The organism is Gluconacetobacter sacchari, from assembly GCF_014174255.1.
GTDB lineage: Bacteria > Pseudomonadota > Alphaproteobacteria > Acetobacterales > Acetobacteraceae > Gluconacetobacter > Gluconacetobacter sacchari.
This window is the reverse complement of the sequence record NZ_JABEQJ010000008.1, coordinates 39,166-55,443: the sequence shown is the minus strand read 5'-3', so window position 1 is coordinate 55,443 and position 16,278 is coordinate 39,166. Positions and strand designations below refer to the sequence as shown.

Sequence of the window (16,278 nt, the reverse complement as noted above, 5' to 3'; positions counted from 1 at the left end):
ATGGCGCAGCTGCTGGGACCTGACGGCGAACCGATCCGGCCGGAACTGCTTCGGCAGGCTCAGGCCGCCGCCCAGATGGTGGGGTTGCGGCCTGCCGTCATCACCACGCCGATCGGCGCGCTGACGCCGGACATCATCGGCAAGCTGATGGCGCAGGCCGACCAGGGCGACAGTCTGGCGTGGCAGGTGCTGGCCGAATTCATCGAGCGCCGGGACCTGCACTATCTGGGCATCCTGAATACCCGCAAGCGGGTGGTCAGCCAGTTGCCGATTACCGTCACGCCGGCGTCGGACGATCCGAAGCATGTCGAGCATGCCGACCTCGTGCGGAAGTGGGTCGATCGCGGCATCCTGCGGCGGTCGCTGTATGACATGATGGACGGCGTGGCCAAGGGCTATGCCGTCCACGAAATCGACGGCTGGCATTGTGAGGCCGGGAATTACTATCCCGAGAAGCTGACGTTCAGGCCGCAGCGTTTCACCGATGTCAGTTACCAGGATGGTGAGACGATCCTGATCCGTGAGGATTCCTCCGCGCCTGCGCCGCCTTCGGTGGAGGGTGGCGTGGCGCAATGGGGCTTCGCGCAGATGCTGCCCTATAAATTCGTGGTGCATCGGCATCCGTCCTGGTCGGGCCTGACGATCAATTCCGGCCTGACGCGGGCGTGCGTCTGGGCCGTGATGTTCAAGCTGTTCACCAACCGGGATTGGGCGCTGTTCGTCCAGGGATACGGGTTGCCGTTGCGTGTCGGCCGTTACGGGCAGGATGCGTCGGACAATGACCGGAAGGTGCTGTTTCGCGCGGTGTCGGACATCGCGGGGGCTGCGGCGGCGATCATCCCGAAATCCATGGAGATCGATTTCGTCGAGCCCAAGAACGGTGCGGGCGCGAACGATATCCACGAACGGCGGATGCGTTACCTGGACAGCAGCCTGTCGATCGCGGTGCTGGGCCAGACCGGCACGACCGAGAGCAAGCAGGGCGCGCATGCATCGGGCCAGGTGCATCGCATGGTGCAGGACGATATCGAGCGTGCCGATGCCGGCATGCTGTCCTTTACCGCGACCAGCCAGATCGCGCTGCCGATCGTGGCGTTCTCGCGCGGGCCGCAGGATCTGTATCCGACCATCAATATCGGCCGTCCGGACGAGCCGCCGCTGGCCGAGCTGGTCCAGGCGATCCAGTGGGCTGGCCCGCAGGGCTGGCTGGTGCGGGCGCAGGATCTGTACGATCGGTTCGGCCTGAAGCCGCCCGAGGGTGACGATGTGGTGGTGGGCACCCGCGCCCAGCCGCAGCCGGTGCAGCCGGCGCATGCCCTGCCGCCGGAGGTGCTGACCGGGCGGACGATGCCGGCGCGTGCCCCGGCACCGACCGTTTCCACGCCGCGCGCAGACGACCAGGAAGACCCGCAGCAGGTGCCGCAGAGGCTGGCCGATCCGCAGGCGCAGACGGCCGCGCATACCGCGCTGCATGCCCGCCTGGGTCGGATGCTGGCTGCCCATGCCCGCGACGATGTGCCGGCGATCGTGACCGAGCTGACGGACAGCGTGGCGCGCGACGCCCAGGACGCGCTGGGCGGGATGGTCGAGCCGGTACGCACCGCGATGATGCATGCCGTGGACCTGAAGGATTTGTCCGCCCGGCTGGCGGACATGCACCTGCCCGACAGTGCGTTCGCCGAGGCGATGGCGCGGGGCATGATGGTCGCCAACCTGATCGGGGAATACGAGATCCTGGAACAGATGACGGGCCATGGCTGACGGCCCGCTCCGGGCGGCGCAATTGCCGCCCAGCCAGGCGCTGGAGTTCCTGCGGCAGAAGCTGAACGTGCCGACCCGCCATTGGGATGATCTGCGGCAGGAGGCGCATGCACGGGGCTTCATGGTGGCCGGCGCGGCATCGGAGGCGCTGCTGGCGGATCTGCGGCAGGCGGTGGACCGTGCCATTGCCGGCGAGCTGACGATCAAGACCTTCCGCAAGGAATTCGACGCCATCGTCGCGAAACATGGCTGGGTGCATCATGGCGCGCCCGGCTGGCGGTCGGACCTGATCTATACTGTCAACATGGCAATGGCGCATTCGGCCGGGCGCTATGCCCGGATGACCACACCCGAGGCGCTGGAGATGTTCCCCTACTGGGAATATGTCCACAATACCTGCCTGCATCCGCGCCCGCAGCATGTCGCCTGGTCGGGCACGATCCTGCGCGCGGACGATCCGTGGTGGAACACGCATTTTCCGCCCAATGGCTGGCGCTGCCATTGCGAGGTGCGGGTCATTTCCGAACGGATGCTGCGCCAGTCCGGCCGGATGCTTTCCCAGGCGCCCCCGATCAATGCGCTTCCCTGGCGGAACAAGCGCACGGGCGAGATTCTGTATGTGCCCGAGGGGATCGACCCCGGTTTTGCCTACAACCCCGGAAAGGCATGGAAGGAAGGCAAGGCCGCGCATATCGGGCCGGTGCCGGCGGCCGAGGATGCGGGGCCGGCGCATGCCCCAGCGCCGCATCCAGCCGCGCCGGAGCCGACGGCGATCCGGCCGGGCGCCACGCCACTGCACGATGTGCCGGATCTTCATCGCGACCGCGCCCGGCAGGAATCGGTCCTGCGGTTGCGCGATCACCCCGTGGGCAATGTCGAGGCCGGCGTGGTGCCCGATGCCGTGCGCCAGGCGCTGGGGTCGGATACTGCGTCCGTGCGACTGTCGGGCGAGACGATGGAAAAGCAGATCGAGAAACACGGCGATCTGTCCGAGGCCGATTACCGCCTGGTGCCGCAGGTGCTGGCAGGCCCGCATGTCGTGGCGCGGCAGGACGATCGCCGGCTGCTGCTGTTTCATCACGACGGCCAGCTCTATCGCGCGGCGGTGAAGGCGACGGCGGACGGGTCGGAGAACTACCTGCTGTCGTTCCATCGCACGACGAAGGAAAAGGCGCGCAAGGCTCTGCGCAATCTGCCGATCCTGTCGGGCGATCTGGAGGCGCTACCCGAAGACGTGGAGGCCGATGACGATGAGTGAGGAATACGGCGTGCAGATGGGGCCAGCCAGAACCCCATAAACGATCCCGCCCGAGGGCGGTCCTATGGTCGGCTGAATATCACCGGTGTCGCTGCACGCCGCGCCCCTCATATAGGGCAACAGAGGAGAATTTTCCATGGCAATCGGTATCAGCATGGATTGGGACGGGCTGCATGCCGCCCTGGAGCGCATCGCCGCGATCGGTGCGCAGCCTGCGCCGCTGCTGGCGGCGATCGGCGTGGCGCTGGAGGACAGTACCAAGCGGCGCTTCGAGGAAGGAGAAGATCCGTCCGGAATCAAATGGGCGTCTTACGCCCCGCTCAATCCCCTTTATGCGGCCGATAAGGAAGGCACGCAGATCCTCGTCGCCAGTGGCACTTTGCGCAGCACCATCTATTCCGGCGTGGTGGGCAATGAGGTCTTCGTCGGCTCGGAACAGCCCTATGCCGCCGTCCACCAGTTCGGCGCGGTGATCAAGCCGAAGAACGCGAAGGCGCTGGTGTTCATGCTGGGAGATCACAAGGTCCAGGTCGGGTCGGTGACGGTGCCCGCGCGTCCTTACCTCGGCCTGTCGGACGGGGACCGCGAGATGATCCTGGGCGAGTTGGAAGACGCATTCACCCGCGCGATCGGGCGCGGATGACAGGGCGACATGCCGATGGGATTTTAAGAGGGCCGTAAGAGCGTTTAAGAGGGGGTAGCGCGGCGCCTGCCGCCCTGGACGGGAGATTATGCCCCCGGATGCCATGCGGGCCTGTGCGGACGAAAATCCGGCGATGTCGGATCGCGGGGCCTGATCCGCCTCGTGCTGCCTAGCATGATGCACAGCGCGCCCGCCGCGCGCGATGTTCGGCGGCAATGAGAACTGCCCTTTCCTGCCACATGATGCAATTGCCGGCCGCCGACGCTGCCGGTGTGCCCGAGTGGATTCATATCCTGCCCGCCGGCACGTTCAAGGGTGTGGACGGACGCGGGCCTTATGTCCTGCGCGACGCGGCCGGCGTGATTGCTGCCAGCATGCGCGATGCGCACGGCAAGCTGGCCGTCGATGAAAATCATGCGACCGACATCGGCGCCAAGATCGGCCTGCCGAGCCCGGCGCAGGGCTGGGCAGTCGAACTGCAATCGCGCGACGACGGCATCTGGGCGCGCGTCGAGTGGAACCGGCGCGGCCGGGAGGCTCTGGCCGACCATGCCTATCGCGGCGTGTCGCCGGTCTTCCGGCACACGGCGGACGGCACCGTGACGCGCATCGTGCGCGTCTCGCTGACCAACGACCCCAATCTGGCGGTGAATTCCCTACACCATAGACAGGAGACGAGGATGGACCTCGCAGAACTGGCGCGTCGTCTCGGGCTGCCCGACACGGCGACGCAGGCGGACGTCGATCGCGCGCTGGACGCCGCGCGGCAGGCCAATTCACTGCATTCCCGCATCGGCGCGCTGGTCGGCCTGGGAGCCGATGTCGGCGCCGACGCCCTGGTGACCGGTGTCCGGGCGCGCCTGGAGGGCGAGAGCGCCCACGCCGCCCAGGTGACGGCATTGCAGGCGCAGGTCACCGCGCTGACGACGGCGAATGCCCAGCGTGATGCCGAGGTCGCCGTGGAACAGGCCGCGCGGGACGGGCACATCATCAGCGACGTGCTGCGCACTGAGCTGGTCGCGCTGCACACCAGCAATCCCGACATGGCCCGCAAGATCATCGCTGGCCTGCCCAAGCTGCCGGCCGGGCGGATCGCCCTGCACCAGCGTCAGCCGGGCGCGCCCACGGCCGGCCTGCCGGCCGGGGCGGATGCGCAGTCGGTCGCGGCCATGGATGCCGCACTGGGCATCACCGACGACGATCGCAAGACCATGGGGGCGGCCAATGCTTACTGACGATCGCGCCCTGGACAGCATGGTCTGCGGGCATGCGCCGGAATTCGCCCATCCCGTGGCGTCGGCCAGTCGGGTCTATCGCGGCTCGGTCGTCGCGGTGTGCCAGGATGGCACCATCGTCCGGGCCGGAACCGCCGCGCCGCCGTCGCCGATCGTGGCGATCGAAGGCATCGCCCAGTACGGCCAGGACAATACCGGCACGTCGAACGTGTATGGCGCCAACAGTGGAGCCGGCCTCGTTCCGGTCCGCAAGGGTGCCTGGGCATTGCCGTTCGATGTCGCCCCGACGTGGGCCAACAAGGGCGCGCCCGTCTACGCGGTGGATGACGAAACCGTCTCGCTGACCCAGACGCCGGAGGGTGGAGATGCCCGGCTCCAGGTCGGCGTGCTGACCGGCATCGACAGCACCGGCACCCCCTGGACCTATATTTCGTAAGGCACGCGCACGATGGATATCAACGCAGGCAACATCAACGCGCTGACCACGCGCATCAACACGGCGTTCAACAAACGCCTTGAGGTCGTGGCGCCGACCTGGAACCGGTTCTCCATGGAGATCCCGTCCACGGCGGCGGCGAATTTCTATCCGCGCCTGGCCGAACTGACCGGACTGCGGGAATGGAAGGGCACGCGCGTCGTGCATCGGCTGTCGGTTGCCGACCGGATGGTCATCACCAACCGGAAGTTCGAGGGCACGCTGGCGATTTCCCGTGACGATCTGGATGACGACCAGTTCGCCTTCCTGATGCCGCAGGTGGACGAGCTGGGGCAGTTGGCCGGGGAACTGCCCGACAAGCTCGTCTATGACAAGCTGGCCGAGGGCCGCACGGCAACAGGTATCGGCATGGACGGCCAGCCGTTCTTCGACGCCGATCATCCGGGTTATGACAGCACGGCCAGTCTGGTGTCGTGGAGCAACCTGCTGACCATCAAGGCGGGCGAGACCGCGCAGCCCTGGTGGTATGTGTTCGATACCTCGCGCGGCCTGAAGCCGATGGTCTACCAGCCGCGCCGGCCGTTCGCGATCGTCGCCAAGACCAAGCTGACCGACGACAACGTCTTCTGGGACGATGAATTCGTCTGGGGCACGGACGGTCGCTGCGCGGCCGGCTTCGGCTTTCATATGTATGCCATCGCCACCAACCGGCCGCCGACCGGCGCCGTGTTCCAGGACATCATCTCCGCCATGTCGTCGCAGTGCCGGCGCGACGGCACGCCCTATGGCGTGAAGCCGACGCTGGTGGTGTGCCCGAAGAACCTGGAAGGGGCCTTGCGCGGCCTGCTGAAGACCACGTTCGTGCCGGTGCTGGCGCCGGACGGCAATACGTGGGTGACGGGCAGCAACGTCTGGGCCGATTACTGCGACGTGCTGGCGGCCGACCGCCTGCCGCAGGCAGTGGGAGCGTAAGATGGCGCGCGCACCTGTGAACAAGCCCGCTGCGCCTGCCGACGATGCGGATGTCGTCGATCTGGTGATGCCTGACGGCAGCACCATCCAGGCCGGAACCGGCGGCACGAAGCCCGAGGGCAGCGTGCATCTGATTTCCGCCAGCGGTGACGGTCAGGTCGTGCCTGGGGAAAGCCTGATCGTCATCTGTCGGGAGCCCGGTTTCCGACGCGCCGGCATCGAGCATCCGGCGGTGGCGGTCTATCCGATCGACCATTTCGGCGAAGCGGAGCTGAAGCAGCTCGCGGCGGAGCCGAACCTGGAACTGGTGGCGTTCGTCTGATGTCCTACGCGACCCAGGCTGACATGGTGACGGCGTTCGGCGAGGCGGAACTGATTTCCGTCACCACGCCGGAGGGCGCCGAACAGGTGGCCATCGATCCGAGCCAGGTCACGATGGCGCTGAACGTGGCGTCGGACGAGATGGATTCCTATCTGCGCCGCCGTTACGCAGTGCCGGTGGCGGCCACTTCGCCGGTGCTGACGCGCTACTGCTGCGTGCTGGCGCGGTGGGTGCTGTGGGGGAAATCGAACACCTCTCCCTCCGAAGCGCTGCGGGCGGATCGCAAGGATGCCATCGCATGGCTCTCGGCTGTGAATAACGGCAGCGTCACCCTGGACGGCGCGGTGCCGCTGAATGTCGGCACCGATTTCAGCCAGGTCGCGACCCGGCCCCCGGCTTTCCGGGGGATCTGCCCATGAGCGAGACCACGACGTCCCTGATCGCGCCGTATAGCGACGGGGGCCCGGTCGCGGGCGCGATCAACGGGGTGACGGCCCTGTTGCAGGCGCAATTCTTGCCGACCCGGTTCCGCTACAAGACGGTGCAGCCGCGCATGAGCGTGGAGCGCTGGAGGGAACTGGCGAATGTCGCGCCGATGGTCGGGATCGCGCTCGCGAGCTGGAACCCGTCCAGAGAGAGCTATGGTCTGTTTCGTGGCGATGTGATGCTGGCGGTATTCCTGCTGGTGAAGCAGCAAAAGCCCGAAGATTTGCAGGCCGGCACGAAGACGATGCCCGGCGTATCGCTGATGATGAACGCCGCCGTGCAGGCCTTGCACGGCCAGAGGCTCGCCGGCCTCGGGACGGTGATGGTGCGTGGTTCCAGTAACCAGGAGGCGGCCGGCTGGATCGATGACCGGACGGCGATCGTCACCCTGTCCGTCGCCGTTACCAATGTCGGTTACGATCAGGCGTCCCTTGCCGCCGCCCTGGACGATTTCAACGAGATCTCGGGCACCTGGCAGTTCGGCACTGCCTCTACCCCAGACGACAACCCGATTGGAGACACCGAGGCATGAGCAAGATCGTGCGTGTCGTCGCCAAACATCCCGAGACGTTGCGCGACGCTTCCGGCCGTCTGGTCGGTGCCGAGCCGTTCGAGGTGGATCTGCGCGATGCATTCTGGCGCCGTCTGTGGGGCTGGAAGGACATCGTTGCCGCTCCGGCGACAAATGCGGCCACACCGGCCGTGAAGACCGCCAGCACGGCCGCGACGCCGACGGAAGGTAAGGCATGACGACCGTTTCCCTGACCCAGATCCCGGATAACTGGAATGTGCCGGGATCGAACGCGGAAATCACCGCGATCCGGTCCGGCAATACGCCGACCGCGATGCCTTTGCGCGTGCTGCTGATCGGGCAGCTCGCGGGCGGGATCGCCCAGGCGAACGTGCCCGTGCCCGTCACCGATCCGTCCCAGCCGCCTGCGCTGTTCGGCACCGGCACCGCGCTGGCGCGACAGGCAGTGAAGTTCCTCGGCGCCGGCCCGTATGTGCAGGTGGATGTGATCGGCGTCGCGCCTGCCCAGGGCGCGGTTGCGGCGACGGGCGCGATCCTGCCCGCCGGCACCGCGACCGGGAACGGCACGATTGCCGTGCTGGTTGGCGGCGTGCGCGTGCCGGTGGTGCTGACCAAGGGCACCACGGCGGCGCAGGCGCAGGCGGCAATCGTGGCCGCGCTGGCGACCGTGACGGACGCGGCGACGATCGCGACGGCCGTGGCGGACGGAGCCAGTGCGTCGGTGAATTTCACCGTCAAGGAAGTCGGTGTGCATGGCAACAGCATTGATCTGCGCATGTCTGCCGCCCATGCCGACCAGGTGCCGGGGCTGACGTTTGCGGTGACGCCGTTCTCCGGCGGCGCGGGATCGCCTGATATCACGTCCGCGCTCGATGCCGTGTCGAACGTCTGGTACACGGACATGCATCTGTGCCTGACCGATGCGCCGAATCTGGCGACGTTCACGACGGAGCTGACGCGGCGTTATGGCGCGATGGTCCGCAAGGATGCCCACGGCTTCATCGGTATTCGCGGGTCGTATTCGGATGCGCTGGCGCTTCAGGCGACGTTGAACTGCCCGTATCTGTGCGTGCTGCCGGCGAACAATCCGCTGTGGTCGCCCTGGGAAGCCGGCGCGGTGTTGTGCGCGGTCGCGGCGCAGGCGTCGAACAGCGATCCGGCGCGGCAGATGCAGGATCTGGTGCTGACGGGCCTGGAGGGGCTGGGGCCGGCCGACGCCGATCTCTACGACGAGACCATGCGCAACGTCCTGCTGGGCACGGGCGGCAGCACCTTCAAGGTGGGCCAGGATGGCACCGTGTCGCTGGAACGCGTGGTCACCACCTACCAGACCGATGCGAACGGCCTGCCGGATACGGCCTGGCAGGACATCATGACCGTCAAGACGGACACGCGGGTGCGCTACGAATGGCGCAGCTACACCTCGTCGTGGTCACGGCTGAAATTGGCGGACGACGGGTCGACCCTGTCGTTGGCCGATGGCGTGCTGACACCCTCGATCGCGAAGACCGAGGCGCTGATCCAGATGAAGCTGTGGGAGGCGCAGGGCTGGATCGAGAATGTCGACGGCCTCGCCGACCAGGTGCAGTTCTGGCGCGACCCGCAGAACAAGAACCGGCTGCTTTACGTGATGCCGATCCAGGTGATCGGCAACGTGATCCGCGTCGATGGCCAGATCCAGACGGAGTATTGATAGATGGCCGCGAACCCCAATGACGTCATCGGCATCGTCCAGATCTACAAGGGCACGACCCTGATCGACTGCGCCCCGGGCAGCAATATCCAGCTGCCGGGGCGCAAGAATACCGCGATCACGACCGGCTATCGCACGCGGACCGCAGGCTCCTACCAGAGCGGCACCGTCAATGCGACGACCACCCTGGGGACCGGTGACAATCTGGACGGGTTCGACCCGTCCGTGCGCGGGCCGCTCCAGGTGCGATGCGACACCGGGCAGGTGATTGCGATCGAGGACGCGATCCTCGAACAGAAGCCGCAGATCGGCGACCAGGGCGGCAAGGCCGCGCTGCGCTGGTTTTTCGATAACTACTCGATTCAGGTGACTTCGTGATGAACATGGATGATTTCGGCGCCCCCACGATCAATTACGGCGCCCAGGCGATTGGCCTGGATCAGCCCGCCGCCGACATCGAGGTGCAGCAGGACCAGCGCCCCAAGCTGCCCAAGGGCGCGGCGTGGAATCCGGACGGCAACGTCGTGCTGTCCCTGCGCCATCCGGTAACGCTGACAGCCACCGGCCCCGGCGGAGATGTCGGTTCCGTCATCAGCACACTGTCATTTTCACCGCTGACCGGCGCCGACGTCATGCGCGCCCAGGCGGCTAAGGGTGGCATGGCCGGGTCGATGAACGGGCTGATTCAGGCGTCGACCGGCCTGGTCGGCTTCATCGGCGAGGACGTTCTCAAGCGACTGGACGCGCGGGACTATCTGGCGGCGGCGGCGATCGTCGGCGTTTTTACCGATCCTGGCCAGTAAACTGGCCGGTCGTCGTCACGGCACTGGCAAATAGCCTGCATTGGTCGCGGGCCGAGCTGCTGGCGCTGACATGGGACGAGATGCGGTTCTGGTCCGACCACACCAGGACGTTGTTCGAGGAACAGGCCGCAGCGGCGCGGATGGAGAGATGACATGAACGGCGCGCCGCTGACAGCCTCCCTGCGGCTGACGCTCCAGGACGAAGCATCGGGGGGCGTCCGCTCGCTCGACGCTCTCTTCGGCAAGCTGAACGAGACGCTGGACCGGCTGGCGACCGCCATGGCGCCGCTGGAACGGCTGATCGCGCCGCTGACGCAGGCGACGGAAGCGACCGATCGGCTGGACCGTGCGCTGGGCGGGGCGAGCCAGGGCGCGACCCGCGCGGCCGAAGCCGGGCGCGCGGCGAGTGCCGCTTATGAGGGTCTGAGCGCCGCCTTTACCCAAGCGGCATGGCAGGCCAGTTCGCTGTCGGTCAATTTGGGCGAGGTCGGCGGCGCGGCAGTTACGGCCGGTGCCGAGGGCGAGACCATGGGCGCCGAGATCGCGGGCGGTGCGGTCCGCGCGACGTCGGCGCTCGATGCGATGCTGATGCGACTGCGCGAGATTCGGACTGCCATGGCTGGCGTCTCGCTGGGTGGAATGGGCACGGCAGCGTCGGGTTATTTCGGGAGCGTTCGCGAAGCCGGGCGTGGTTTCTCCGACAGCCTGCAACACAGCATGCATCATGGCATGACGGCCGTCATGGCGAGCGCGGGGCTACTGGAGCCGATCCATGCGCTGGCCGAGTATGACAATACGCTCGTGCATATCGGCATCGGGAGCGACTTACACGGCGACGCGAACCGCGCCTTTGTGCATTCCTTTGGACGTCAGATGGATGCGCTCGCGCGGCAGACCGGTCAGCGTGGCCTGGACCTGGTAGAAGCGGCAGGTTTTCTGTCCCGCGAGAATTATTCGACGGCTCAGATCAGTGGGCTCATGCCGACCCTCGCGCATATCGCGACGGCCTATACCGCCGCTCCGGACGCGGTAGCGCGCAGTGCGTTCTCGTTGCAGGAAAGTTTAGGGATTGGTCCGGCCCAATTGGGCGGGGCGCTGGCCTCGATAGCGCTGGCCGGAAAATCTGCCGATCTGCCGTTTGAGAAGTTGGCGCCGCTATTGCCGCAGGCGGCGGCGACGGCCGGCATTTTTGGTATTCATGGTCGCGCGGGCGTGGATGACCTGGCCGCGACCATGGCCGTGATCCGCAAGTCCACCGGTTACGATAGTGAAGCCGTGACGGACACGAAGCAGTTGCTGGTGGACCTGATGCAGGGCCATACGAGCGAGCGGCTCAAGCATTACGGCGTTGATATGTTCGGGGTCGAGCAGAAAGCGAGGGATCGTGGTGCCGATCCGCTGCTGGCGATCATGGACCAGATCCGTCGTGTGACGCACGGCGGAGCCGATGCCAAAGCCATGGCGGATATTTTCCGCAACCATGAATCGTTTGTCGGTGCGGCGGCGCTGATGAAGCACTGGGACCAATATACGGACATTCATGCGCGCACGTCCGGCGCAAATCAGTCCGTTATCAACGGGGACTATGCGACCGGCCTGACATCAACGCAGATCAGACTTCAGATGTTCGAGGAAGCCATCGCACAGTTGAACCGTCGGATCGGCGAAGGCTTCGTGCCGACGCTGAACGTGATGACTTCAGCGCTGAATCATGCCGTCGATGGGTTCGACTGGATGGAAAAGAACGTCCCCGGGTCGACGACCGCCATTACAGGAATCATGGGGGCGACGCTGGGATTGACTGCTGCGCTGTCCGCATTGGGCGTGATCTGGGGGCCACTCCGGGCAGGGATCACCCTCGTTCTGGCGCCGCTGCGGAGCTTGCGCACCCTGATGGTGGGCATGCGGGCCGCATTCATTGGTGGTCGCATTGCCATGCTCGGTTTCGGCGGGGTGTTCGTGATTGCGGGCGCTGTCATTACCGGCGTCATCGCCGACATTGCCATGCATTGGGACCGCTTTTCCGGCTTCTTTAAAACGGAACTCAAGGGGTTGGGCGGGCTGGTCGGTGGCTTCGCGAATGTCCTGGCCGGCGTGTTCACGTTTGACGGGCAACGCATCCTGACCGGGCTCGGTCAGGCGATCCGGGGCATCGGCAGTATCTTCTCCGGCGGGCTGCATATCTGGCGACAGCTCATCCTGGACTTTACTCACTGGCTGGACGGTTGGACCGGGGGCCTGCCGTCACGCATCCTGTCCGGCATCACCTCGGAATGGCATGTGCTTACCGACGGCCTGACCGGCAAGCTGCATGACCTCGAGGGCGCGTTCGACCATTCGTGGATGGGGCGGCATATGGGGTTCGCGGCCCCGGTGCCGTCACCGGCCGTCGCGGTGCCCGTTGCCGGCGCGCATAACGCCGCCGGTCGCGCCCAGCAGGTCAACCTGCATGTCACCGCCGATCGAGGACTCCAGGTGCGGCAGACGGGTGGGCCGACGCATGGCGTGACGATTGCCCAGCCGAACACCGGGCGCATGGTGGGGCGGCCATGAGCGGCGCGCTCTCGCGGATCGGCAATACGGTCGGCGCGGTCGCCGGCACAGCCAGCGGCGTGCTGTCCACCGCGAGATCCACCGTGGGCACACTGAGCCAGGCCATCGGGATGCTCAACGGCACGATCGGGCCGATGGGCGGCTTGGCCAACCTGTCGGGCCTCGGCGGCATGACGTCCCTGGTGGCCGCCAGTCTGGCCGAGGCCAAGTTCCGGGGCGTGACGTTTTCGATGCCGGCGTCGGAGGACGAGGTCGGCCGCCGCGTCGTGCAGTTGTTCTTCCCCGGCATCGACGATTTCGCGCTTCAGGACCTGGGCCAGCATGACGGGCCGATTCATATCCGGGGCCTGATCTGCGGCGACGATTACGTCTACCGCGCCGGGCTGATGCGCGCGGCGCTGCTGGCCAGGGGGCCGGCCACGCTGGTGCATCCGTGGTGGGGCGAGATGCGCGTGCGCCTGGTTGGCGAGCCAGCGCGCATCGGGTTCGACGAAACCCAGCAGGGCGTCGCCACCCTGCAAATGACCGTGGTGCGCGAACCGGCGCCGTCGGCCAGAAAGTCGTCCAGCAGCGGGATGCTCGACAGCCTGAGCAAGCTGCTGGACCAGGCCGACAGCATGCTCGATCAGGCGACCTCGGTCATGCGCCAGGTGCTGTCGCCGCTGTTGATTGGCGTGTCCCTGGTGCGGTCGGTGGAGAACAGCTTCAGCCAGGTCGGGGCAATGTTCGGCGGTCTGATCGCGGATGCGTCGGAGCCGATCGCGACCGCCTGCGCCACGCCGCTGGCGACCCTGTCGGCCGGCGTCGCGCAGCCGCTGACCAATACCGGCACCACCTACGCCGATGCGGTGACGGATGCCCTGGTCGGGGTGCCGGTGGCGATCGCCAACGCCGTGCTGCCGGCGACGGCGGCGGCCGTGGCGCCGGGGGGATCATCGTCCGGCACGACATCGAGCAATGCGGGAAGCCTGTTCGTCGCGCCGTCGGTCAGCACCCAGGACTATCTCGGGCAGCTGGCGGCGCAGGGGAGCAACGGGACGCTGATGCTGGCGCCGACACCGCAGGCCGGGACCGCGCTGTTGATCGCCGCCGCCCAAGGGTGCCTGAATGCGGGCAGCACGCTGGCGACCCAACCCGGGTGCGGATCGGCGCGGGCGATCACCCTGGTCGCCGCCGTCGCCTGCGTCACCCAGGCGATCGCGACGGCCGCCGCGATCGGCTACGCCAGCCAGCAGGATGCGCTATCGACCCGCGACGCGCTGGTGGCGGCGCTGGACGCGCTGGGCGACGCTGTGGTGGCGGCGGCGGCCGTGACGGTTGGTAACGGCATCGCGCCTTCGGCCATCGCGGATCTGTATCAGGCGATCCAGTCCACCCGCGCGGCCGTCTATGCCGATATTTCCGCACGGCTCGGACGCCTGCCGTCCGTGGTGTCGGTGACGGTGCCGCGCGAGATGAGCGTGTGGACGCTGGCCTATGCGCTGACCGGCGACACGATCGACAATGTGGTGCCGATGATCGGCGATCTGGTGACGCGCAACGGCCTGGCACTGCCGGCGATCGTGCCGGCGGGAACGGTCGAGGCGCTGGAAACGGCGTCATGAGCGAGACCGTCACCGTTACGCGCAGCACGCGCCCGATGCAGGTCTTCGTCGGCGGCCGGCAACTGGTGGAATATACCGAGGCCGAAGCCGGGCGCGATCTGGCCGATATCGCGGGCGGCTTCCGCGTCAGTTATTTCCCGCGCCATGATCTTGCAGCGTTCGGCGATGCGTCCGCGCCGCCGGTTTCGAAAGCCGGCCTGGCGGAGGCGATGCGGATCTCCGAGCATGATCCGGTCGAGGTGCGGATCTATGGCGAGACGGTCCTGAAGGGCTGGGTCGACGACATCCAGTTGCAGATGGACGGCAACGGGTTCCAGGCCGCGATCTCGGGACGCGATGTGACGGGCGACCTGGTCGACGCCAGCGCCAATCCGATCGGGCCGGGCGAATACCGGCAGATCACGCTGGCCAAGCTGGTGTCGGCGCTGTCCAATCCGTTCGGGATCACCGTATCGGCCGACGTCGATGTCGGCGCGCCGTTCACCCTGGTGGCGCTGGAGCCGGCCGAGACGGTGATGGCGGCGATCGAGCGGCACAGCCGCCAGCGCGGTATCCTGGTGACATCGGATGGGGTGGGCGGTGTGATCCTGACGCAGGCCGGGCGCACGCGCGCGCCGGACAGCCTGCGCAATCCGGGGAATGTGCTGGGTCTGGATGTGCGGAAATCCTCGCGAGGGCGGTTTTCGGACGTGTGGGTGCATGGGGCGTTCAATTCTCTGCTGCGCCCGGCTCAGAGCCCGCTGAGAGCGGGATCAGCGCCGCTTCAGGCGCCGCTCAGCGCCGGCGCCGGGCAGCTTACGCCCTCGCAGGCGGAGGCGCGGGCGATCCTGCGTTACGGCCATGCGATCGATCCCGATGTGCGCCGGCACCGGCCGCGCGCCTTCCTGTCATCGACCCAGTCGGGCGGCTCGATCGCGGCTCAGCAGGCGGCCAATCCGGTCGATCCCAATGCCGCCGCCAGCAGCGTTGCGTCCAGTGCCTATCGGGGCATCCGTACGCCGCATCGGCGGAAGGCGATGAAGCCCAGGACCGATGCCACGCCCTGGACGTTGCAGGACCAGGCCGACTGGCGACTGCGCTCCACCCGGGCTGGCGCCACCATGCATGTCTATACGGTCGCCGGGCTGCATGCCCATGGCGCGCTGTGGCTGCCCAATGCCCTGGTCTCGGTGCAGGACCAGTATGCGGACCTGAACCAGGACATGCTGATCGGCGCCGTGACCTGGGTCGATGGGCCGGGCGGCTACCAGACGCGGATCTCGGTCGTCCAGCCGGACGCCTATGATCTGACTGGGGATATCGATCACCGCCATAACGGCGCGCGGCGCACGCGCACGGGGCGCGTCTACGACGGATCGGCGCGGTGAGCATCGCGCATGAGATCGCGCAGCGCGTGCGTAGCCTGTTCGGGCGGGCGGTCGTCCACGCGATCGACGATGGCGCTTCGGGTCAGCATGTCACGATCGAGGGGCGCGCCGGCTATGTCCGGAGCCAGGTGCTGGTGCATCAGCAGTTCGGCCTGTCATCGCGCGCTCCGGTCGATGGGGCGGTGACGCATGTCTTCGCGGCCGGCGCAGACGAGGCAGACCTGGTTGCCCTGCCGCCCGCCAATCCGTCGCTCGCGCATATGGGCGCGCTGGGCGATGGCGAGACGGTCCTTTACGACGCTGTCGGGCAGGCGGTCTATCTTGAGGGCGGGAAGTTCGTCCGCATCCAGGCCGCGCAGGAAATGAAGGTCGAGATCGGGGGCAATGTGATCCTCGATCTGACGGCCGCGCTCGCCACGCTGTCCGTGGATTTGAAGGTCAACGGCAAGATCACCGCGACACAGGATGTGGTGGCCAACGGCGTGAGCCTGCATGACCATCCCCATACCAAGGTCCAGTCGGGCCTGGATACGAGCGGGCCGCCGCAGGCGTCCTGACGCTACCTGCTATTTCGCATGATGCACGCGCGGCGTCGCGCGCGCGATGCTGCGCG

Annotated in this window: 17 protein-coding genes; all 17 read left to right on the top strand. The window is 67.0% G+C overall.

Annotated elements, in window-relative coordinates; all coding sequences use genetic code 11:
• The 17 genes from HLH48_RS07890 (at position 1) to HLH48_RS07810 (ending at position 16,222) form a co-directional block, all read left to right on the top strand.
• Positions 1-1,761: a DUF935 domain-containing protein gene (locus tag HLH48_RS07890; RefSeq protein WP_182996958.1), complete on the top strand. Its 1,761-nt coding sequence runs from the start codon at positions 1-3 to the stop codon at positions 1,759-1,761.
• Complete coding sequence (locus HLH48_RS07885) at positions 1,754-3,019, top strand: phage head morphogenesis protein (RefSeq protein WP_182996957.1); 1,266 nt, start codon at positions 1,754-1,756, stop codon at positions 3,017-3,019. The genes HLH48_RS07890 and HLH48_RS07885 overlap by 8 nt, the downstream gene beginning before the upstream one ends.
• Positions 3,020-3,155: 136 nt before the next feature.
• Complete coding sequence (locus HLH48_RS07880; RefSeq protein ID WP_182996956.1) at positions 3,156-3,662, top strand: phage virion morphogenesis protein; 507 nt, start codon at positions 3,156-3,158, stop codon at positions 3,660-3,662.
• Between the two features lie 215 nt (positions 3,663-3,877).
• Positions 3,878-4,897 carry a phage protease gene (locus HLH48_RS07875; RefSeq protein WP_182996955.1) on the top strand — a complete coding sequence of 340 codons (1,020 nt, stop codon included), beginning with the start codon at positions 3,878-3,880 and terminating at the stop codon, positions 4,895-4,897.
• Positions 4,887-5,333 carry a hypothetical protein gene (locus HLH48_RS07870; RefSeq protein ID WP_182996954.1) on the top strand — a complete coding sequence of 149 codons (447 nt, stop codon included), beginning with the start codon at positions 4,887-4,889 and terminating at the stop codon, positions 5,331-5,333. The genes HLH48_RS07875 and HLH48_RS07870 overlap by 11 nt, the downstream gene beginning before the upstream one ends.
• 12 nt (positions 5,334-5,345) lie before the next feature.
• A complete protein-coding gene (locus tag HLH48_RS07865) occupies positions 5,346-6,305 on the top strand; it encodes a Mu-like prophage major head subunit gpT family protein (protein WP_182996953.1) in 960 nt (319 codons plus the stop codon).
• A gap of 1 nt (position 6,306) precedes the next feature.
• Positions 6,307-6,627 carry an HI1506-related protein gene (locus HLH48_RS07860; protein ID WP_182996952.1) on the top strand — a complete coding sequence of 107 codons (321 nt, stop codon included), beginning with the start codon at positions 6,307-6,309 and terminating at the stop codon, positions 6,625-6,627.
• Positions 6,627-7,046 (top strand): gp436 family protein, encoded by a 420-nt coding sequence (locus HLH48_RS07855; RefSeq protein WP_182996951.1) that lies wholly within the window; start codon positions 6,627-6,629, stop codon positions 7,044-7,046. The genes HLH48_RS07860 and HLH48_RS07855 overlap by 1 nt, the downstream gene beginning before the upstream one ends.
• The gene (locus HLH48_RS07850) at positions 7,043-7,645 is read left to right on the top strand and encodes a hypothetical protein (RefSeq protein ID WP_182996950.1); all 603 of its coding nucleotides are present in this window, start codon (positions 7,043-7,045) and stop codon (positions 7,643-7,645) included. Before HLH48_RS07855 ends, HLH48_RS07850 begins: the two co-directional genes overlap by 4 nt.
• On the top strand, positions 7,642-7,863 hold the full coding sequence (locus HLH48_RS07845; protein WP_182996949.1) for a hypothetical protein: 222 nt from the start codon (positions 7,642-7,644) through the stop codon (positions 7,861-7,863). Before HLH48_RS07850 ends, HLH48_RS07845 begins: the two co-directional genes overlap by 4 nt.
• On the top strand, positions 7,860-9,338 hold the full coding sequence (locus HLH48_RS07840) for a phage tail sheath subtilisin-like domain-containing protein (RefSeq protein ID WP_182996948.1): 1,479 nt from the start codon (positions 7,860-7,862) through the stop codon (positions 9,336-9,338). The genes HLH48_RS07845 and HLH48_RS07840 overlap by 4 nt, the downstream gene beginning before the upstream one ends.
• A 3-nt stretch (positions 9,339-9,341) precedes the next feature.
• On the top strand, positions 9,342-9,716 hold the full coding sequence (locus HLH48_RS07835; RefSeq protein WP_182996947.1) for a phage tail tube protein: 375 nt from the start codon (positions 9,342-9,344) through the stop codon (positions 9,714-9,716).
• The gene (locus tag HLH48_RS07830; RefSeq protein ID WP_182996946.1) at positions 9,716-10,141 is read left to right on the top strand and encodes a phage tail assembly protein; all 426 of its coding nucleotides are present in this window, start codon (positions 9,716-9,718) and stop codon (positions 10,139-10,141) included. Before HLH48_RS07835 ends, HLH48_RS07830 begins: the two co-directional genes overlap by 1 nt.
• Positions 10,142-10,420: 279 nt before the next feature.
• Positions 10,421-12,694, top strand: coding sequence for a phage tail tape measure protein (locus tag HLH48_RS07825; protein WP_182996945.1), 2,274 nt, complete (start codon positions 10,421-10,423; stop codon positions 12,692-12,694).
• On the top strand, positions 12,691-14,298 hold the full coding sequence (locus HLH48_RS07820) for a DNA circularization N-terminal domain-containing protein (RefSeq protein ID WP_182996944.1): 1,608 nt from the start codon (positions 12,691-12,693) through the stop codon (positions 14,296-14,298). Before HLH48_RS07825 ends, HLH48_RS07820 begins: the two co-directional genes overlap by 4 nt.
• Positions 14,295-15,665: a phage baseplate assembly protein gene (locus HLH48_RS07815; RefSeq protein WP_182996943.1), complete on the top strand. Its 1,371-nt coding sequence runs from the start codon at positions 14,295-14,297 to the stop codon at positions 15,663-15,665. The genes HLH48_RS07820 and HLH48_RS07815 overlap by 4 nt, the downstream gene beginning before the upstream one ends.
• On the top strand, positions 15,662-16,222 hold the full coding sequence (locus tag HLH48_RS07810; protein ID WP_182996942.1) for a phage baseplate assembly protein V: 561 nt from the start codon (positions 15,662-15,664) through the stop codon (positions 16,220-16,222). Before HLH48_RS07815 ends, HLH48_RS07810 begins: the two co-directional genes overlap by 4 nt.
• Positions 16,223-16,278 lie beyond the last annotated feature (56 nt).